The 22,171-nt window shown below is 33.7% G+C and carries 13 protein-coding genes; 1 reads left to right on the top strand and 12 read right to left on the bottom strand.

Annotated features, from left to right (window positions below; genetic code table 11):
• The first annotated feature begins 20 nt into the window (after positions 1 to 20).
• A complete protein-coding gene (locus ACQ0RB_RS09445) occupies positions 21 to 1,823 on the top strand; it encodes a glycoside hydrolase family 15 protein (RefSeq protein ID WP_430498077.1) in 1,803 nt (600 codons plus the stop codon).
• Between the two features lie 3 nt (positions 1,824 to 1,826).
• Here ACQ0RB_RS09445 and ACQ0RB_RS09440 read toward each other — a convergent pair whose 3' ends face one another.
• The 12 genes from ACQ0RB_RS09440 to ACQ0RB_RS09385 all read right to left on the bottom strand — a co-directional run bounded on the left by ACQ0RB_RS09440 (position 1,827) and on the right by ACQ0RB_RS09385 (position 22,167).
• A complete protein-coding gene (locus ACQ0RB_RS09440) occupies positions 1,827 to 3,125 on the bottom strand; it encodes a DUF6265 family protein (protein ID WP_430498076.1) in 1,299 nt (432 codons plus the stop codon).
• 83 nt (positions 3,126 to 3,208) lie between these two features.
• Positions 3,209 to 5,011, bottom strand: a complete 1,803-nt coding sequence (locus ACQ0RB_RS09435) for an acyl-CoA dehydrogenase family protein (protein ID WP_430498075.1) — start codon at positions 5,009 to 5,011, stop codon at positions 3,209 to 3,211.
• 22 nt (positions 5,012 to 5,033) lie between these two features.
• A complete protein-coding gene (locus ACQ0RB_RS09430) occupies positions 5,034 to 6,224 on the bottom strand; it encodes an acetyl-CoA C-acyltransferase (protein ID WP_129761281.1) in 1,191 nt (396 codons plus the stop codon).
• 5 nt (positions 6,225 to 6,229) lie between these two features.
• Complete coding sequence (locus ACQ0RB_RS09425; RefSeq protein ID WP_430498074.1) at positions 6,230 to 8,638, bottom strand: 3-hydroxyacyl-CoA dehydrogenase NAD-binding domain-containing protein; 2,409 nt, start codon at positions 8,636 to 8,638, stop codon at positions 6,230 to 6,232.
• 13 nt (positions 8,639 to 8,651) lie between these two features.
• Positions 8,652 to 9,095, bottom strand: a complete 444-nt coding sequence (locus ACQ0RB_RS09420; protein ID WP_430498073.1) for a MarR family winged helix-turn-helix transcriptional regulator — start codon at positions 9,093 to 9,095, stop codon at positions 8,652 to 8,654.
• Positions 9,096 to 9,210: 115 nt separating this feature from the next.
• The gene (locus ACQ0RB_RS09415; protein WP_430498072.1) at positions 9,211 to 10,980 is read right to left on the bottom strand and encodes an AMP-dependent synthetase/ligase; all 1,770 of its coding nucleotides are present in this window, start codon (positions 10,978 to 10,980) and stop codon (positions 9,211 to 9,213) included.
• Between the two features lie 283 nt (positions 10,981 to 11,263).
• Entirely contained in the window at positions 11,264 to 12,061 is a 798-nt protein-coding gene (locus tag ACQ0RB_RS09410) for a helix-turn-helix domain-containing protein (protein ID WP_430498071.1), read from the bottom strand.
• Positions 12,062 to 12,205: 144 nt separating this feature from the next.
• Positions 12,206 to 17,383 (bottom strand): choice-of-anchor Q domain-containing protein, encoded by a 5,178-nt coding sequence (locus tag ACQ0RB_RS09405; protein WP_430498070.1) that lies wholly within the window; start codon positions 17,381 to 17,383, stop codon positions 12,206 to 12,208.
• Positions 17,384 to 17,533: 150 nt separating this feature from the next.
• Entirely contained in the window at positions 17,534 to 18,415 is an 882-nt protein-coding gene (locus tag ACQ0RB_RS09400) for a hypothetical protein (RefSeq protein WP_430498069.1), read from the bottom strand.
• A 4-nt stretch (positions 18,416 to 18,419) separates the two neighbouring features.
• Positions 18,420 to 18,890, bottom strand: a complete 471-nt coding sequence (locus ACQ0RB_RS09395) for a T9SS type A sorting domain-containing protein (protein ID WP_430498067.1) — start codon at positions 18,888 to 18,890, stop codon at positions 18,420 to 18,422.
• A gap of 616 nt (positions 18,891 to 19,506) precedes the next feature.
• Positions 19,507 to 20,139 carry a response regulator gene (locus ACQ0RB_RS09390; protein ID WP_430498065.1) on the bottom strand — a complete coding sequence of 211 codons (633 nt, stop codon included), beginning with the start codon at positions 20,137 to 20,139 and terminating at the stop codon, positions 19,507 to 19,509.
• Positions 20,140 to 20,142: 3 nt separating this feature from the next.
• Positions 20,143 to 22,167: a tetratricopeptide repeat-containing sensor histidine kinase gene (locus ACQ0RB_RS09385; protein WP_430498063.1), complete on the bottom strand. Its 2,025-nt coding sequence runs from the start codon at positions 22,165 to 22,167 to the stop codon at positions 20,143 to 20,145.
• Positions 22,168 to 22,171: the final 4 nt, after the last annotated feature.

The following is a 22,171-nucleotide window of genomic DNA, read 5'->3' as shown; positions in this document are numbered from 1 at the left end:
CATACCTAAAGCAGTATTTAATGGATAATTTAGATTACGGTATTATTGGAAATTGTAGAAGTGCAGCATTAATTTCAAAAACAGGAGCTATAGAATGGTGTTGTTTGCCAGAGTTTGATTCGTCTTCGGTTTTTGCAAAAATTCTGGATGAAAAAATAGGAGGAAGCTTTGATATTTTAGTAGATGAGAGTTTCTCTATAACTCAGGATTATATTGAAAACACTACTATTTTAGTTACTAAATTCAGTAACGGAATTGACACTTTTGAGGTGCACGATTTTATGCCTCGATACTACAAGCCTAATGGTGATTACCAATCTCCACCAGAAATTATCAGGTATTTTAAGCATATTTCAGGGAAACCAACATTTAAGGTTAATTATAACCCTAAACTAGAGTATGCTAAAGGAAAGACCGAAATATATGTGAAAGACCATTTTATAGTAAGCCTAACCTATGGTGAAAAATTTGATACTTTATTTTTATATACCAATTTTGATAAGCAAAAAGTGGTTAATGGTAATGAAATTGAATTAACTGTTGATGGATATTTTCTCTTAGGTTATAACGAAAAAGTGTTTGAGACTACTGTGGATAGTATCTTTTTGGAGCACCAACGTACTAAGGTGTATTGGTTAAACTGGATGGATAGAACACCAACCTACAAGCTATACCAAAAGCAAATAGCTAGAAGCGCTATGACCTTAAAGTTGCTTACATATGATAAAACTGGAGCAGTTTTAGCGGCAGCTACAACCTCATTACCTGAAACTATTGGAGAAGTTAGAAATTGGGATTACCGTTTTTGCTGGATTCGAGATGCATCAATGGTAATTAAAGTGGTTTCAAAATTAGGACATAAAAATATAGCTAAACGCTACTTAAAATTCATAATAGATTTAATACCTGATAAAGATGAAAAACTTCAGATTATGTATGGTATTAATAAAGAGAAAAAACTTACCGAATTTTCATTAGACCATTTAAGCGGTTATAAAAACTCAAGTCCTGTAAGGGTTGGTAATGCAGCTTATAAACAAAAACAGAATGATATTTATGGTATTTTGATGGATGTAATTCACCAACAGTTTGTAAACTTTTCAATGGATATTGAAAATACCGAAGAGTTATGGACAATTACTAAAGGTATTGTTTGGGTTGTTAACAAGCACTGGCGAGAAGCTGATAAAGGTATTTGGGAATTTAGAGCAGAAGATAGACATTTCACATTTTCAAAAGTACTGTGTTGGGTAGCAGTTGATAAAGCAATTAAAGTTGCTGAGTTACTCAACAAGACTAATAAAATTATGAAGTGGAAGCTTATAGAATCTGAAATACGAGAAGATATAATGCAAAACGCTTGGAACAACGATGTAAAAGCCTTTACGCAATCTTATGGTTCGTCAGATTTAGACGCATCTGTATTACTAATGGAACCTTATGGGTTTATTGATGCTAGAGATCCTAAATATGTAAGTACAGTAAATGCTATTGAAAGAGAATTAAGTAATGATGGTTTATTGTATCGCTATAAAAACAAAGACGATTTTGGGTTGCCATCGTCGTCATTTACAATATGTACGTTTTGGTTTATAAATAGTTTATACAAAATAGGAGAGGTACAAAAAGCCAAAAAACTATTTGATAAACTATTGTCTTATAGTAATCATCTTGGGTTGTTTAGCGAAGATATAGACTTTAAAACCAAACGACTTTTAGGTAATTTTCCACAAGCGTATTCGCATTTAGCGTTAATTGAAACAGCAATTAATCTATCTAACACAACAGAGCAGGAACGTGTTATGGATACAATACTTAAATAAAGATTACTTTTTATAGTTGAATTTTACGACTTCTATTGAACCATCTTTTTGGTGAATGTCAACATAAACATTCATTTCATTGTCAGAGATGCGTTCAAAGGTCATACCTTCAAAAATCACTTTGTTTGGTGTGATCTCTTTTAGAGGGAAATCTACAGTTTCATCCTTGGTTTCCCAACCTCGTAGTTGACTGTCAAAATGTTTAAGCTGAAGAATTAAACTGTTATCAACCTCTCTAATAATTTCAATTTCGTAAAACGAAACTTTGTTGTCGTTAATTAATTTAAACGTCGCCATCATTGAGCCACCTGATGGTTTGCTCCAGTTTTCTTCTGTAATTCCACCAAATGCTTCACCTTTCCAATTGCCAGCTATCCAAGCACAATTTTCTAATTTTGGTTCGAGCTTGGTTTCAGTGTTTACAGGAATTTCTGCTTGAGTAGTTTCAGCAGCAATTAATAATTTGGTAGCTTCAGGATTGGTTGTTAATCTTGTAATAGTTGTAATTCCGTAGGAAGATAAATCAGTTACGGTCTTCCAATTGTTGTCTTTGTTTAATGTGAATTTTTGTAAACTACTTCCTTTACCAGAAAGAATAGTTATATGATTAAGCCAACAAATGTCCTCAACACCTTCAATGGTGTTTGCAATGGTTTTTATAGCTCCTGTTTTTGGGTTTAAAGACTTAATTTTCCATTGGGTTTCATCCTCTTTTGAAATAAAGCTTACTAAGTTTGAATTTGGAATTTTATGAAACGAACGACCAACATTTGTTGCGTATTTTTTTGAAATACCTTTATTAACGTCAGTGATATAAAGGTTTAATTCGGTGTCTTCAATAACAGCAGATACAATTGTGTTTTCATCGTACCAAGTGTAGTAAGCAACTACAAGGTCTTTGATTATTTCAGTAGATTCTGAAGTTTTTAAACTGTACGCATATAAACGCTGTTTGCCATCAGGATCTAATCTTACTGCTGAAACTGCATCTTTATTTGGAATTTTTAAAGGTGTGTATTCTCCACTTTCTGTAAAGTTCAACCACGTTTTTGAACCATAGTTTGTATGGTATTTTATGATATCTGTTTGACCATTTCTGTTTGAAGAAAATAAAATATAGTCATTGTTCATAAAAGAAGGTTGGTTGTCATAACCTTCATTATTAGAAATGTTTTTTCCTGATGTTACACTAATATTAGAACTTGGAGATTCAATGTTGAATAAAAATATTTCGGTGTCTTGTTGAGAAAAAGCAAAAGCAGATAGCAAAAAAGTAACACTTAATAAGACAATTTTTTTCATGGATTCAGTAATTGATTTTTAAAGGTAATAAAAAAGTCGGCTATAATTAGCCGACTTTTCAACATTTGAACTAGCCTATTGTTTTAAAAACAATATTTATTTTCTGCTTTTACTTTTTCAGCAATTGTATTTCTTAGCTCAACTACATTAGGGTAGTTTGCGTATTTTGTAAAACGTTTTAAGCCCATAAGCATTGCTTTTTGCTCGTCACCGTCAGCAAAGGACACAATACCTTCTAAACCATTTTTCTTAACAAGTTCAACAGCATTGAACAAATACAATTTAGCCATTGCTATTTGTTCTTTTTGCTTGTCTTCACCAAAACGTTTAACGTTTTTCTCAGTTCTTAAAATTGTTGACTCAGCCATATATATTTCAATTAAAATATTAGAAGCAGCCATCATTAATTGTTGATGCTTTTCTAAGTCTGGTCCATATTTTTGAACTGCAGCACCAGCAACCATTAAGAATACTTTTTTAAGTTTAGTGATCATTTCTTTTTCTTCTGAAAATAACACAGAATAATCTGGCATATCAAAAGAAGGAATACCCATTAATTCATCTTTTACAGCCATTGCAGGACCTAATAAGTCGACATGACCTTTCATAGCTTTTTTAACTAACATTCCTACTGAAAGCATACGGTTAATTTCGTTTGTACCTTCGTAAATACGAGCAATACGAGCATCTCTCCAAGCAGCTTCCATAGGCGTTTCTTCAGAGAATCCCATACCACCAAAAATTTGGATACCTTCATCGGCACAACTTTGTACGTCTTCAGAAACAGCAACTTTTAAGATAGAACACTCAATAGCATATTCCTCAACACCTTTAAGTTCTGCTTCTTGATGACTATTGCCTTGAGCCATTCTTATAGCTATACGGTCTTCAATATTTTTTGCAGCTCTGTAACACGCAGATTCTCCAGCATAGGCGTTAGTCGCCATTTCAGCTAATTTAGATTTTATGGCTCCAAATTCAGCAATAGGTGTTTTAAATTGCTTACGTTCAGTTGCATATTGCACACCAGTTGTGGTAATACGTCGTTGTGAATCTAAACAAGCAGCAGCTAATTTAATACGACCTACGTTTAAGGCATTCATAGCAATTTTAAAACCGTTACCACGCTCTGACAGCATATTTTCTACTGGTACTTTTGTGTCGTTAAAAAATACTTGACGAGTAGAACTAGCACGAATACCAAGCTTATGCTCTTCTTCACCTAGAGTGATACCATTTTCAGGGTTGTTTTCAACAATAAATCCTGTAATGTATTTATCGTCCTCAATACGAGCAAACACAATGAAAAGGTTACAGAATCCAGCATTTGAAATCCACATTTTTTGACCATTGATGATATAATGTTTACCATCATCGGACAATTTAGCGGTAGTTTTACCAGAGTTTGCATCACTTCCGGCACCTGGTTCGGTTAAGCAGTATGCTCCGAACCATTCACCAGAAGCCAACTTTGGCACATATTTTTGTTTTTGTTCTTCAGTTCCATAAAGTGTAATAGGCATGGTTCCAATTCCAGTATGCGCACCAAAAGCAGTACTAAAAGATCCTGTACCACTAGAAATGTAATCGCATACAAGCATAGTAGAAACAAATCCCATTCCCATTCCGCCATATTCTTCAGGAACAGCAACGCTTAAAAATCCCATTTCACCAGCTTTTCTCATACATTCTTCAGTTAAAGCATAGTCTTTTGCTTCAAATCGAGCTTTGTTAGGGATAATTTCTCGGTCGTTGAATTCAATTACCGATTCCTTCATCATTTGTTGTTCTTCTGAAAAATCTTCAGGAGTAAAAATGTCGTCGCAGCTAGTTTCTTTAACTAAGAATTGACCACCTCGTAAAATATCTTTTTCTGTTGCTTCCATTACAGTATATTGTTAAATAAGTTTAGTTTAAAAATTCAAAAATTCCGCAAGCACCTTGTCCTGTACCAACACACATTGTTACAGCTCCATATTTACCTGCCATATTGCGTTTACGCATTTCGTCAAACAGTTGAACTGAAAGTTTAGTTCCAGTACAACCTAATGGATGACCAAGAGCAATAGCACCACCATTAACATTAACAAGGTCTGGGTTTAACCCAAGTTCACGAATTACAGCAATAGACTGTGATGCGAAAGCTTCGTTAAGCTCAATAAGTTCTAAATCGTTTTGTTTCAAATTTGCTTGAGCTAATGCCTTTGGAATAGCTTTTACTGGACCAATTCCCATAATACGAGGTTCAACACCAGCAGCAGCATAACTTACTAATCGTGCAATAGGCTTTAAACCTAATTCGTTAACCATGTCTTCGCTCATTACCATTACAAAAGCAGCACCATCACTCATTTGCGATGAATTTCCTGCAGTTACGCTTCCGCCTTGAGCGAAAACAGGACGAAGTTTAGCTAAAGCCTCTAGGTTTGTACCTTTTCTAGGACCTTCGTCTTTATTTACTGTATAAGTTTTTGTAGCCTTTTTACCGTTTTCGTCAATGTATGTTTGCTCTACATTAATAGGAACAATTTGATCTTGAAAACGGTCTTCAGCTTGCGCTTTTAAGGCTTTCATGTGAGAATTGTATGCAAACTCATCTTGATCTTCACGAGAGACTTTAAACTGGTTTGCAACAGCCTCTGCAGTATTTCCCATTCCCCAATAATAATCTTCATGACCCGCTTTTACGGTATCGTAATTTAATTCTGGTTTGAAACCTGTCATAGGTACTGCACTCATACTTTCAGCTCCACCTGCAATAATACAATCGGCCATTCCTGCTTGTATTTTGGCAGTAGCCATACCAATGGTTTCTATTCCTGAAGAACAAAAACGGTTTACGGTAACACCAGGAACATCTACAATATCTAATCCCATTAATGAAATTAAACGTGCCATGTTTAGTCCTTGTGCACCTTCAGGCATAGCGTTACCAACGATAACATCGTCAATACGTTTTGGGTCAAGGTTAGGCAGTTCTTTCATCATGTATTTGATGGTTTCTGCTGCCAGTTCATCAGTTCTTTTAAAGCGGAACAATCCTTTTGGTGCCTTGCCAACTGCTGTTCTATATGCTTTTACTATATATGCTGTTTTCATGTTTCTTAGTTTCTTAAAGGTTTCCCTGTTTTTAGCATGTGCTGAATACGCTCAAGTGTTTTACGTTCGGTACAAAGACTTAAAAATGCTTCACGTTCTAGGTCTAATAAATACTGCTCGCTTACAGCTGTAGGTTCACTTAAATCACCACCAGCCATTACGTAAGCCAATTTATTAGCGATTTTTTGGTCGTGTTCACTTATATAGTTACTTGCCTCCATAGAGTCAGTACCTACTAAGAACATACCTAGCGCTTGTTTACCTAACACCTTAACGTCTTTACGTTTTATTGGTTGCGTGTAACCTTGTTCTGCCATTAATTTAGCATAGGCTTTTGCAGTTGCTATTTGTCGATCTTTATTCACTACAACAACATCTTTTCCTTTTTGAAGTATGCCTAAATCAAAAGCTTCGTAAGCAGAAGTTGATACTTTTGCCATACCTATGGTTAAGAAATATTCTTGAAGTACGTTAAGTTTTACATCGCCTTTGTGGAATAAATCTGATGCTCTTAAAGCCATTTCTTTAGAGCCTCCACCACCAGGAATTACACCAACACCAAATTCTACAAGTCCGATGTAAGTTTCGGCAGCAGCCACAACTTTATCAGCATGAAGCGATAATTCGCAACCACCACCAAGTGTCATGCCATGAGGTGCAGCAACGGTTGGAATAGCCGAGTAGCGCATACGCATCATCGTATCTTGGAAGTATTTGATAGCCATGTTCAACTCGTCATATTCTTGTTCTACAGCCATCATGAAAATCATACCAATATTGGCACCAACGGAGAAATTCGCAGCTTGATTACCAATAACTAATCCTTGGAAATCTTTTTCAGCTAAATCAACTGCTTTGTTCAATCCTGCAAGTACATCACCTCCAATAGTGTTCATTTTGCTTTGGAATTCGCAGTTTAATATGCCATCTCCTAAATCTTCAATAACAACACCAGTATTTTTAAATACTTCTTTAGATTTTCTGATATTATCTAAAATGATAAATGCATCTTGACCAGGTATTTTGGTTTGTGTTTTTGAAGGAATATCATAGAAATACGAAGCTCCATCTTTTACTGTATAGAACGATTTACTACCAGAAGCCAACATGTCGTTTACCCATGAAGCTGGTTCTAAACCTTCAGCCTTCATAATTTCCAAACCTTTTTCTACACCAATAGCATCCCAAATTTGAAATGGACCATGTTCCCAACCAAAACCAGCTTTCATAGCATCATCAATCTTGTAGAGTTCATCGGTAATTTCTGGAATTCTATTAGAAACGTAGGCAAACATAGCAGCGAAATTTTTACGATAAAAATCGCCTGCTTTATCTTTCCCGCCAACTAGAATTGGAAAGCGGTCTATAACTTTATCTACTGTTTTGGTAAGTTCTAAAGTGGCAAATTTTGCCGATTTTTTCGATCTGTATTCAAGTGTATCAAGATCTAATGATAAAATTTCGCTTTTACCATTATCGTCTTTTACTTTTTTATAAAATCCTTGACCTGTTTTGCTTCCTAACCATTTGTTTTCCATCATGGTGCTGATGAAATCTGGTAATTTAAACAGTTCATGAGCTTCATCATTAGGACAATTGTCATAAATACCGTTTGCAACATGTACCAAAGTATCTAATCCAACCACATCAACAGTACGGAAAGTAGCCGATTTTGGTCTTCCAATAACAGGACCAGTTAATTTATCAACTTCTTCAATAGTTAAACCCAAATCTTTTACTTGATGGAATAACGATTGTATACCAAAAATACCAATACGGTTTCCAATAAAAGCAGGTGTATCTTTCGCTACCACTGAAGTTTTACCTAAGTATTGTTCGCCATAACCATTTAAGAAATCAAGAACATCTTGCGATGTTTTTGGTCCTGGAATGATTTCGAATAATTTTAAGTAACGTGCTGGATTAAAAAAGTGTGTTCCGCAGAAATGTGCTTGAAAATCATCGCTTCTGCCTTCACTCATAAACTTAATAGGAATACCAGACGTGTTGGAAGTAATCAAAGTTCCTGGTTTACGATGTTTGTCAAGCGTTTCAAACACTTTCTTTTTAATATCTAAGCGCTCTACAACCACCTCAATAATCCAATCTACATCAGCAACTTTTGCAATGTCATCTTCTAAATTACCAGTAGTAATTCTGCTTGCAAAATTTTGATGATAAATAGGAGAGGGTTTTGATTTTAAAGCAGTTTGTAACGAGGTGTTAACCAAACGGTTTCTAACCACTTTGTCTTCTAGGGTTAAACCTTTAGCTTTTTCGGTATCGGTAAGTTCTCTAGGAACGATGTCTAGCAGTAGTACTTCCACACCAATATTGGCAAAGTGGCAAGCAATACCACTACCCATTATTCCGGATCCGATAACTGCTACTTTATTAATAATTCGTTTACTCATTATTTATAAATTGTTATTTGTCTTGTTTGTATATTTTTTTGTTTAAAATCATGTCGTTAATCAATTCAGCAACTTCATAAAAGTGATTGATTTTTTCTTGTGTGATATTTTCTCTAACAGCTTCGTTAAAGGTTAGTACCTTTTCGCGAGAGTAGGCTCTTTTTTCTCTACCAAACTCTGTGAGGTGAATTAATACACCACGACCATCTTCTGGGTTTGGTTTGCGCTCAATTAAACCACGAGTTTCCATAGTTTTTAATATTCTGGATAATGAAGTAGCTTCCATTCCCATTTTTGGACCTAATGAGGTTGAAGGTGTTCCTTTTTCAGGATCAATACTTAATAAGGTAAAACCTGTAGCCATTGTGCTTTCAAATTTAGAGGCTTCTTCGTTATACATTTTGTTTACTGCTAACCATGTGGTTCGCAATACGTAATCTATGGTCTTATCTTTCATTCAAAAATTTTAAACTTTTCAAATATAATAAAATTTATTATGCATGCATAATAAATAATGATAATTTAACATAAAAAAACACCTTGTATTAAGGTGTTTGTAATTTTAAAGCTTATTAATTGTAGATTTTATCGTAAAGATCCTTATGAATGTTTTTGATGACATCTCGTTTCATTTTCATAGTAGGAGTGAGATGACCACTATCAATTGACCAAATAACTGGTGTTAATTCGAAACGTTTTATTTGTTCCCATTTACCAAAGTGTTTGTTGCAATTGTCAACTTCTTTTTGAATTCTATTTATAACTTCTTCTGAAGCACAAATAGCTTCGGGAGAATTTTCAATGTTTTTCTTTTTACGTTCTATCCATTCAGAAACAAACTCAAAGTTAGGTTGAATAAATGCAGCTGGCATTTTTTCGCCTTCACCTATAACCATTGCTTGTTCAATAAAGCGGGATTGTTTTAAGTACCCTTCTAAAAGTGGTGGAATAATATATTTACCACCTGAGGTTTTAAACATTTCTTTTTTGCGACCAGTAATTTTAAGGAAACCTTCAGGGTCTATTTCACCTTTGTCTCCAGTATGAAAATAGTCGTCAGTCATTACACTAGCTGTTTTTTCTGGATCTTTATAGTAACCCATCATAACGTTAGGGCCTTTTATTAAAACTTCTCCATCATCAGCAATTTTAACTTCAACGTTATCTATTGGTATGCCTACACTACCAACTTTAAACATATTATCTGCGTATTTACCAACCGACACAACTGGCGAAGTTTCAGTAAGTCCGTAACCTTCCATGACTTGCATTCCTGCGGCACAAAAAATTCTTGTTAATCTAGGTTGAAGTGGAGCACTACCGGACACCATTGTGCTTAAAGTTCCGCCAAGAGCTTCTTGCCATTTGCTGAAAATTAATTTACGAGCAATACTTAATTTGAATTCATACCAAAAGCCATTTTGTTTATAAGGTTTCCATTGCTCGCCTAGTTCAACAGCCCAATAAAATAGTTTTTGCTTGATACCTGAAAGATCTTCGGCTTTAGCCATAATTTTATCGTATACTTTTTCAAGTAAACGCGGAACAACACTCATAAGGTGTGGTTTTATTTCTTTAGCATTATCACCAATTTTATCTAAACCTTCGGCAAAGTAAATGGAGGTTCCTGCATATTGATAAATGTATATGAGTACGCGCTCAAAAATATGGCAAATAGGTAGGAAACTTAAAATTCTAGTTTCTCCTTTTATGATGGGTAATCTTTTAGAGGAGTCTAATGCATTACTAGTAATATTCCAATGAGACAGCATAACTCCTTTAGGTCTTCCTGTAGTACCAGAGGTGTATATAATAGTTGCTAAGTCTTCAGGTTTTACTGAGTTTTTTCTGGCTTCAACTTCTTCTTGATTACTTGTGTCTTTACCTAGCTCTAATAATTCAGAATAATGCTTGCAGCCTTTAATGTGATTAAAAGAATATACGCCTTTTAGCTTAGTGTTTCCTATTACTTTATTTACTTTTTCTAGAACTTCTTCGTCTGATACAAAACAATAAATTGATTCGCTATGGTTTAATACATATTCATAATCCTCAGCAGAAATTGTTGGGTAAATAGGAATATTTTGCGCACCTAATTGTAGCACCCCAATATCAACAATGTTCCATTCCGTTCGGTTGGTTGAAGATATTACAGCTATTTTATCGTTTTTTTGTATACCAAGTTTTAAAAGTGCTCTACTTAGTGCATTGGCTTTGTCAATATATTCTTGAGTAGATGTTGCAATCCATTCACCATCATATTTTGTCACCAAAGCTTTTTCAAGGCTATTGTTTTCCAATTGATAGTATGGAAAGTCGAAGAGTCTAGTAATTTCTGTCATTGGGTTTCAGTACTATTGAAGACTCGCAAATTATGAAATTACAAATGATTTTCAAATATGTTGTTAAAAAAAAGGGTGTTATTTTAAGATTTTGATGTTTTATAGTCTTATAAATTAAGGATATATTAAGAGTGCTAGTTTAGAAAAAGAAAAAAGGCCAAGTTTAAAATCTTGACCTAATGCATGATTAATAGCTATATTATTCCCTAAATAATTAACTTTAAACTTCAAAATTACTTGTTTAGAGCTAAGGTTTTATGTAAAAAATCGTCAAAATGAAAGTTTAATATCTTATCTTCTTGTAGAGCATGTCCCTGAGTATTGGGTGTTTAGTACCAAAAAGTTGTTTAGGTGTTTTGCCGCTAAACTGCTTTACATCTCTTGAGAAATGGGAGTAATCATAATATTTAAATTCTTCAATAGCGCTAAGCATATCTATATTATTTGCTTCTAAATGTCTAACAATGTAATTGAACCTAATTAGTCTTAAAAATTTATTGGCAGTCACACCTGTTGCGGTTTTAAAATAACGATTTAACGATGAGTGTGAAATATGAAATTCATCAATTATATTAGTTACATTAAGCAAACCATTATTGATGAAGATGTAGTCGATAATATCTGAAATTTTACTTTTTTTAACCCACTCAGCATAAAAAGGTTTTAAATGCTTGTCAATTATTAAAATGTAATCGTTGTGCGCTGCTGTTTCAATTTCACGATGTAAGTCATCAACTACTTTTTGAGAAACGATATGACTCATTTTAGAAATAGCACCTTGAGTATTTACGTTGGTTTTAGAGATTTGATAGAATCGATCAGTATTCATCCTAATAACAACAAACCAGCTGTTTTTTTTCGCAACAATATTGAAATTAGGCATTATTGAATTGATAAAAACCTTAGGAAGAGTATAGTTTTCTTTTTTGTTGTTAATTGAAATATCACCATAAACCAATACTAAATAACTATAGCCTGTTGAAGTAATAATGGTTTCAAAGTCTTGCTCGTATTCAAGTTTAACCATATTTGAAAACAAAGGATGGTTTTTAATTTCTTTGGATAGAGATAATTTAGGCAAAGTTGATGCAGTTTTTAATGTATGTAATTAATACACTGGTGCTTGATGATATAGTAAATGTATTAAAATTAAAAGATTTAAAAAAGGCCAAAACAATTTATAGTCTTGACCTTTTTTAAGTTGATTAATAGCATCGTTTAATTTTTACTGCTTAATAATTTTAAAGCTTTCAGTTTTATTATTGCTTGCTAGCTTTAGTATATATATTCCTGTTGGTAATGATGTTACATCTATAATTGATGTTTTAACGCTACTTGATTTTAGAACTTCTTGTCCTTGTACATTGTATATACTGTAGTCAAACTGCTGACTCTCTGTTTTTATGTTTAGTATATTACTTACTGGGTTAGGGTAGATTTTAAAATCTGTAGTTGAAACATCACTAATAGTTAAAGTCGATTGAAGTTCATAAGCGCCAATATCTATAGTGCCGTCAAATAGTCTTGGATTACCAGCTAAATCTAGATTAATATCTGGTATAGTGGCATTTGTTCCTGCGTTAACTAGAGGAGAAGATGTTGTTAATGCGTAATCACCGTTTAAATTAGGAGCAGTGTTGGCTAGTATAGGATTAACAAATGCTGGATTTGTAGTCATCATCAAGTTTCCAACTCCAGTATTGTTAAAGTCTCCGTTTAATGAGTAACTTATATCGCAGCTTGTACATTGTCCCATATTAGGAAAAGCAAACCCAGCATCATTTCCACTTACTACTGAATTTGTCATAGTAAAGGACTCTCCTATATTTCCACTACTAGGCACGTAAGCAAAAATTCCACCATTGTAATTGTCTGCATAATTTCCTGAAACAGTAATGTTTGTAACAGTAGTGGTTGATGTAAATAAGTACATGCCGCCACCTTGACTTGTTGCTTTGTTACCAGAGAATAGTACGTTTTCTATAGTTGTGTTTGCATAGCGAGTTTCAAGAGCGCCACCTGTTGCAGCAGAATTGTTTTGAAACGTTGTGTTAAAAATTACTAATTCACTCATTGTGATATCTGCTAGTACTTCGCCTGATTGAGGTTGTACTCCGTGGAATGCAATAGCTCCTCCAATACTAGCTGTGTTACTAGTAAATTTACAATTAGAAATAATCATGTTTGCTTCAGAAGCATATATAGCACCACCAGATGTTTGTTCAAGACCACCAGTTGTTGGAACATTTCCGTTTTGAAAATGAATGCCATCTATAATAGTACCTAAACTTTGAATATTGAAGATTCTAGAATTATTATTGCTACTAATTATTGTGTTTTCTATACCGTTTCCAAAGAATGTAAGTGGTTTGTCTATAAATATTTCACCTGAAGTTAAAATAATGCTACTTCCATTAAGTGCTGGATCAAAAGAGATTGTTGTGCCATCGCAAGCATTTTCAATAACATGACGTAAAGACCCTGGACCACTATCTGCAGTAGATGTAACCATAACAGAATTTTCGCAAGCTATGAAAAATTCATAAGCTCCTAAATCTACAGTTGAATTGTATATTCTTGGGTTTCCATCTAAATCTTCAGTTAAGTCTATAAAATTATTGTCGCCAGCATCTATGGCAGGAGAGCTATCGGTTAATTTGTAACCATCAACATATATTGGGTCTGTGTTTTCTATGTTATTTCCTCCATCATTTACATTTGGAGGAATGCTACCATTGTTTCCAGAAGTAATATTAAAGAATAAACAATGTGATACAATAGGTGAGTTTGCTCCTCCATTATTTATATTTCCGTTGCTACCACTGTTATTAGTGAATATACTATTTGTAGCCGTAACGTTACCAGCAAATATATGAATACCTCCACCGTGAGAGGCAATATTGTTTGCTATAGTACAATTTATTGTTGCAAGACTTCCACTTTCGGCTGAAATTGCGCCACCACCAGCAGTTGCAATGTTGTCAAAGAACAAGCTATTGGAAATAGTAGTTGTAGTTGAACTGTTACCAAAGTTTATTATAGCACCACCAACACCATTATTAATTCCGTTTCCGTAGGCGGTATTGTTTTTAAAGATGCAGTTGTTTATGTTTATGTTTTCAGCATTTCTAATATAAATACCAGCTCCAGCACGACCAATGGCTACTTGCGAGTTATCAGAATCATCATCGGCATAACCATTTTCAATAATAAACCCATCTAGTGTAACATTGTTTTCGTTTAAGGTTATAATAGTATGTGAATCTCCAGAATTTGACGTGTTGTCATTGTTTAAATCTCCTGAAAGAATAGTTAGATTTTCTGACCAGTTACGTTCACTTGCTGTAGTTTCGGTGCCATTAAAACCTCCAAGAATGGTTATATTATTAGGAATGATAAAACTGTCGGTTTCAAGTAAACCTGGTTTGTATGTGCCAGATGCTACCCATATTTCATTAGCGCATATGGCATTGTTGATAGCATCTTGTAGGCTCGTGAATGCGTTGCTCCAATTGCTTCCATCATTTGCGCCAGTTGCACTAGCATTTACATAAAGAACATTAGGTGAGCCAATACAAGAATCAAACTCATAAGCTCCTCTGTCAATATTAGAGCCAATGATACGCTCATTACCATCTAAATCAAATGTTGAATTGTTATGTGTTGAAAGGCCCGAATCTATTGCACTTGAGGTTTCCGAAACTCTAAAGTTTTTATTTAAAGCATCAACAAACAAAGGGTCGTTAGATGAATTTGAGTTGGTATTGTAAATGTTGTTTATAATACAATGGGTTATGTTTGAATTAGGAGCGTAAATTTGAGTGTTAATTTGTGTGTTGTTTGGGTCATTTGCTCTTGTGTTGTCCCAAAGAATTGAATTGTGAATGTTTACAGTTGCTGTAGTTCCGTTCCAAACTCTAATGCCAGCTCCAGCTTCAGAATCGCCATCATTTTCTGTTAATGTGCAGTTAACAATATTATAGGTTGTTACACCATTATCTAATATGCTTATTCCGCCACCTGTTCCTACATTACCATAAAATAAACTATTTGTGATGTTTACAACACCATCGTCATTAGCGTTTTGTCTTGACCAAATAGCACCTCCATTTAGATTTGCTGAGTTGTCATTAAAGATGCAGTTTTCAATATTTACATTTAAAGTGGCTTCACCAGAGAATGTATTTATAGTTATCGCTCCGCCACTACCATTATTGCCACTAGAAGTGCCTGTTGAGATGTTGTCTTTAAATGTGCAGTATTCAAGGTTTATACCTACAGTGCTTCCTGTAACACCATCTAAAAACAATGCTCCAGCCGAGGTTAAAGATTGGTTGTTTTTAAATATACAGTTTTTTACAGTTGGAGTAGAGGTATCACTACCTGATGTGGTTCTGTTTAACCAAGCACCACCTCTTTGGCCATATGTTTCTATTTTTACAGCATTTCCTTTTTCAATGGTAAACCCATCTAATAGCATATTGTTGCCTACGTTTGTTGTTTTAATGATATTATAACTGTTGTCATTAATTTGATTTGGAGCGTTAATGTCTCCACTTAAAACAGTTATATTATTTTCCCAATCTCTTTGATTAGAGTTGGTTTCAGTACCGCTAAAGCCGCCAAGTATTATTATGTCTTCAGGAAGATGAAATGATTCATCGCGATTACCTGCTATTTGGTTGTTACCATCATCTGGATAGTAGGTTCCTTGAGCTACCCAAACTTCTTGTAATGTAATTCCACAACTTGAATTGTACATATCCAAAGCGTTTTGTAATGACGAAAATGCATAAGCCCAAGAGCTGCCATCTTGATAAGTACTTGTATTGTTTGCGTTGACATATATTACATTATTGTTGAATGTTGGACATTCAGACGAGCCATTTTCATATGGTCCTAAATCTATGTTACTACCATTTAATCTTAAATTATTGTCTAAATCCCTTAAACTGTTATTGTAAGAGTTATTTCCTGCTCCAATTGCGGGAGATGTATTTTGTAATCTGTAATCTTGATTAGGAGCATCCTCAAAAAGCGGATTAGAATCTAAAATATTTGTTCCGTTACTATAACCACCTTGTATAATATTTGTGTCTGCAATACCATTAAAGCTTTGAATATTGGTTGTGTTATTCCAGATAATAGAATTGTATAAAGTATTTCCATTGGTAGCATTTAAGCGTAAGGCAGTGCTATTGTTTGAAAATGAAGAATTGGAAATGTTAATTATTCCATTTCCATTACTTAAAGCAATAGAAGCATTGTCGTTAAAAAGAGTGTTTGTTATTGTTAGTGTTTTATTATCGTTTAAATTTATAATATAAGGTATGCTATTGTTAGAGAATTGACACTTGTCAATAAGGATGTTACCATATGGATTAATTACAGAACCTAAACTGTGTACAGATGAATTACCAGAAAAAGTACTTTTTGATATTGTTGCGTCTGTACCATTGAAATAAATAGCAGAACCACTTATACCATTATTTGCTGTATGTGAATTGTTAGTAAAAGAGCAATTTTCTATAACAGGTGGTAAACTACTACTTCCACTAGTATAAATAGCTCCACCACCTGAACCTGAGGAGTTGCCATCAAAAATTGAATTTTTAATAACTGTGCCTTCCGTTGTCCCCATATAAAAAGCGCCACCTCTACTTGCTGTATTTGATGAAAACGTACAATTATCAATAATAGGACCTCCATAGTCCCAGTTTAAGGTGTTGTTATAAATTGCACCACCTTCGTTTGCCATGTTTGTTTCAAAAGTACAGTCTCTTATTATTAAGCTTCCTGGTTCAATTTCTACAATATATATAGCGCCACCTTTGGCGTTGTAAGAAGTAGTGTTTATTGCTTTATTGTTTATGAACTTGCAATTTGAAATAACGGTAGCGTTTGCACCTCGTGCAAACATGCCTCCGCCCTCATTACTTCCATAACCACCTGAATTATCTGCATTGCTATTTGTAATTGTAAAACCGTCTATAACATTGTAGTCGCCAGATGTTCTAAAAATGGTATAGACAAAGTTTTGGTCATTATTGTTTTGTTGTATATCACCATTTAGAATTGTTGGGTAGAGTTCTGGGTTTCTAGAGTTATTACTTGCGTTATAACCACCTAAAAGAGTAATGTAGTTTTTGTTTAACAAAAAATAACTAGAACGATCGTTGTCGGTTTGGGAAGCTCCTAAATCTGGATAATAATTTCCTTGAGCAACATGTATTTCATCATAACTACTGGCTGCATTTAAAGCGTCTGTTAAGTGTTGATATGCATTTGCCCAAGATGTGCCATCGTTGTTTCCACCAGAAACATTAACATTAACATAAATAGTGTTTTGAGCTATAGGTGTTAATGAAAAGAATAGAAATAGTAATTGTAGTAGTTTTTTCATAACTATATAGGTTGTTGATTCGATATGCTAAATTATACGAGTGTAGAACTCTATTCAATACGTAGGTCTACGTAGTGTAATTTGAATTAAAAAGAAAGAGGCCAAACGTTTTAAATTTTGACCTCTCAAAGGATTGATTAATAGCTTAGTTTAATTTTGTTCTGCAGGCTTATAAGTACCACAAAGGCAAGGGTAGTTTAGCCCATTTATAACTTCTTGTTCTACATTAAAGAATCGAGGTATTGTTAAACCTCCACCGTTTCCTATACTTGTGTAGTTAAAAGTAATGGTGCCTCTAACTCCTCTAGATTCATCTGCAGCGTTTTCTGAAAAGTTTTGTGAATTATTAAAACCAGAATCATTAAAAGAATCTCCTTTAGTAACAGAAGAGGTGATAACCCAAAAAGGAACGTTGTCATAATTTGAATTAGATGAATAATTACCAATAACAATAGCTTGTGTTATTTGTTCGGCAGTAAATGCTCTTGCATATGGTTCTTCAGGATAGCTATCCTTGCACATTTCATTTGCTGCTTGCCAACCAGTTTTACCATTGTAACTAAACTTTCCATCATCAGATGGGTAGCTTCTACCTAAAATATAAGGTTCCATTAGGACAGGATTGGTTACTGTAGATGCTGTCTTAGCATGTAGCGCATATGGTACACTTAATAACTGACTTGTAGCAATAATAGTATAGTTTGTGCCTCCATCGGGATCTGTTTCGGTTTTAATAAAATAAGTGTTAGATGACCAATCAATAGTACTTAAGTCTCCAGATACTACTGATCCACTACCTATTTCTATGCTTATCAATCCGTTTTGGTTTGTTACTGGTGCATGTGTTTCTGTATAAACCGTTGTACCTGTAGAGTTTCCTTGCAAAATGCTTATTTGCATACCAACGCTAGCATTGCTAACAAGTTCGTTAGATGCATTTCTTATAACTGCTTGATAGCTCATTTTTTCAGGGCTTTGAGCATATGACAAAAAATAGCAAAACACACATGCGATAAGGTATAGTTTTCTCATAATATTAGTTTTTAATGATTTTGAATGTTTTTATAAGATTAGATTGATGATATATGTTTAAAAAGTAGGTGGCCGAAGGTTTCTGCTTCATATTAATAATTGTGCTATTAGAGACTATTTTCTCTATGTTTATTGTTTCACCTATGAGGTTGATAAGTCTATAAGATAAATCAGGATTATCATTTTCTAACTTAAGTTGTAATGTATTGGTTGTAGGATTTGGAAAAGCAACTATTTTTAATGATATAGCACTTTCTTGTGTTCCTAATGTTTCTGAAATTGAATACGATTGTTGTACACCTTGCTCAATACTTCCGCTTGAAGACGTGCTACTGGTGTAGGCAATCTGTCCTATAGTATAACTTACGCTACCTTGAGAGCTATTTGCTGTGTTACCACTGCTTACTGTAGTAGTTTGTGCAACTATTTTTGTATTAAAAAGCAAGACTATAACTATTAAAATAAGTTTTTTCATAACTATATAGGTTATTGATTCTATATGCTAAATTATATTAGTGTAGAGCTCTATTCAATACGTAGGTCTACGTAGTGTAATTAGGATGTTTTGATACTGAATAAAAGAAAGTCCAACGCTACGTTTAAACAGGTTTTCAATGTTTTTGGTATCGCATTGATAGCGTTTAGAAAGTTGTTTTAGTGATGTGTTTTCGTTTAAAAAGTGAAGGTGAAAAATAATACTATCTAATATTGAAGGTGTAAGATCCTTAAGTTTAGGTGTATTTAGTTGCACTAAAAATTCATCAGAATTGGTAGCCTCTATAGTTATATTATTCTGAGTAAGATGATCTACATATGTTGGTCTGCATTTAACTACAAATTGAGAATGTTTTAATTGTAAAGGGGTTGCAAGTGGCTTGTGATAGGTTGTGTTGTTTTCTTCAGAATATAAAATGTAACTATATCCATCGGGTTGTAATAGATGATAGTCTTTATTGCTTATGCTTACATAAAAGATATCTACAACCCAATAATTAATAGGTAAATAATATTTGTGCTTAGTGATAATAGGATGTTACAATTTTATAAGTTTCAAAATTATAACATGTTGTTTGGTAGTAAAATACGTAGGCTTACGTATTAAAAAGGTCTGGGTTTTGTTTTAACCAGACAAAAAGTGCATTTTGGTTGGTGGTATCTATCTCTAGCTTTTTTATAATGTTACTTCGGTGTTTTTCAACAGTACGTTTAGAGATAAATAGCTCTTCGGCAATCTGTGTGCTGTTGAGGTTTTTTTCTAAGTATTTTAATATTTTTAATTCGGTAGCAGTTAAAGTTTCAATAGATGTATTAGTGCTGCTATCAAAATGAACTGTGTTTTTTAGTTTCTTTCCTATGTACGTGTTGTTATTGTTAATACTATCTAAGCATAGCTCTAACTCTTCTAAAGCACTATCTTTTGTAATGTATCCATGTATAGTTTTTCCCACTTCGTTTAGTAACGATTCTTGCTTATGAAGTGTTAAAATAATAACTTTAGTATTTATCTGATTGCGTTGTATTTCTTGTGCGACTTCGAGCCCATTTAGTTTAGGCATGTCAAAATCCAGTATAGCAATATCAGGAACTTGTTTTGAAATTTTGTTGTACGCAGTATTACCGTCGGTTGCAGTATCAATAACTTTAAACCATTTTTTTTCTAAAAATTCTTTTGTTCCATTAAGTAGTAATGGATGGTCATCTGCAAGAATAATAGTTGTTGGCATTGTTTAACGTTTAGGAACTTTTATTTGTATCGTTGTGCCTTTTCCTTTAACAGAATCAATACTTAACTGAGCACCGATTATTTGGGCACGCTCTTTTAGAGTTTTTAATCCAAGGCTATCTATAATTTGACTGTTTTCAGACACATCAAACCCAATACCATTATCTTTTATTTGAAATAATACAGAATCGTTTAGGTTTTCAACCATGATGTTACAAGCTTTTGCTTTAGAGTGTTTTTCAACATTGTTTAAGCATTCTTGCAGCATTCTAAAAACAAAAATTTCTTTGTCTTTAGAAATTTCTAACTTTTCGATTTCAATAACTTCTGAATAGAAGATGTCAGAGTTTTTCTGAAAATTCTCAACCGTATTTTTAATTGAAGCTAATAAACCCAATTTTTCAAACTGAAAAGGATGAAGACTTTGAGATATATGTCTCACTTCATCAATAGTGTCGTCTATAATTTTGGTGTCTTGGTTTTGTGTATCGTTGAGCAAAACTTTGTTTTTTATGAGTAACAGACTTTGGCCCACACTATCGTGAAGTTCGCTAGAAATGCGTTTACGTTCGGTTTCTACATTTCTAATTAAATCTTGTGCAAAGGTTTTTTGTAGTTGTGCTTTTTTTTGTGAAAATCTTCGAGAACGCCATAAAACGATAATACTAAACAGTGCTATTAATGCTAAAATGCTAAACCATAAGGTTTGTTTTTTGCGTTTGTTTTGTTCATCTAGAAGTGCAATTTCACTATTTTGTTCTTCTATCTTTTTGTCTCGTTTTGCAGTTTCATAAAGCGTTTGGTAATAGGCTAGTGCTTTGGTTTTTTGTATCGACTGTATAGAGTCTTCAATTTTTTTTGAAGCTTTATAAAACGAAAGTGCTTCATCAGGTCTGTTTAATTTTTCGTAGACTTCAGATAAGAATTTCTGAGCCTTTCTCTTGTCTTTAATGTCGTTACTTGTAGAGACAATGTTTAAGTGCTCTATACCAAGTGTCTTTGCCTTTTCGTAGTCTTTTTCAGCAAAAGCTAGTTTTTTTAAGGCTTTATAATATCTAGCTTTATGGATGCCTTCTGTGTTTTGTTGGTCTTTTTCAACTTCTTTTAAATAGAATTTCGCCTTTTCTAAACTATCATTTTCGGCATAAGCAATAGTGAGCGCATTCAATAAAATAGGGTTGAAGTAATTGAAATGATTCGATTTTTTACAAACCACCATAGCTTTGTGAAGATTCTCAATACGTTGGGTTTCTAAACCTAGCTTTTTTAAATCGTTTGCTTCGTTAACATACAGTGAGATAAGCTGTCCGTAACTTTTAGTTTCGGTGGCTAATTTTATAGTTTCTTTGCGTTCTTTTTGAGCTTCTTCTATAAAACCATTAGCACTATACAATATGGCTAAGGAGTTTTTAGCAGCTATAATATTGAAAGTGTCTTTTTCTTGAATAAAAATTTCTGAAGCTTGTTTTAGAGTTTGCGAAGCCAGCGCAAATTTTCCTTCATCAGAATAGGCATAACCTTTATACAGAATAGCAAATCCTTTAACCCGATTATCATTAGCTTTTTCGGCATAAGTAATAGCTTTGTCGTAGTGAGACATTGCAGAGTCTACTTGTTTAGTAAAGTAATAACTATCGCCAGAGTCTATATATAAACCTGCTAAATTTCTAGCACTAATATTATTTTTTAAGGCTTTAAAATAAGTATTGAAAATAGCAATACCTGTTTTAGGTTTTCCTAAAAAATTATTGTGATAATTAATAAGGTTTGTAGTGTTGTAAGCCGCAATATTAAAAGAGTCTAGTTTTATAGCGAGATCTATAGTAGTACGTGCAATAGAGTCGTATGGAAAACTAGATTTATCTCTAACAACCGATGTTAGGCTATCTAAAAGAAATAACTTTTTGGCATCGTCCTTTTCAGATTGTATTTCAGTTTTTAGTTGATCTACGAGTGGTTTTAAATCTGAATCTTGAGCATTTACAGATAAAAAAAATAGTAGAGAAAATACGAGTGAAAGTTGTTTCATTTGG

Source organism: Gaetbulibacter sp. PBL-D1 (assembly GCF_050509525.1).
Classification (GTDB): Bacteria; Bacteroidota; Bacteroidia; order Flavobacteriales; family Flavobacteriaceae; genus Gaetbulibacter_B; species Gaetbulibacter_B jejuensis.
The sequence above is the reverse complement of the archived record's forward strand: the minus strand, read 5'-3'. Positions and strand labels throughout refer to the sequence as shown.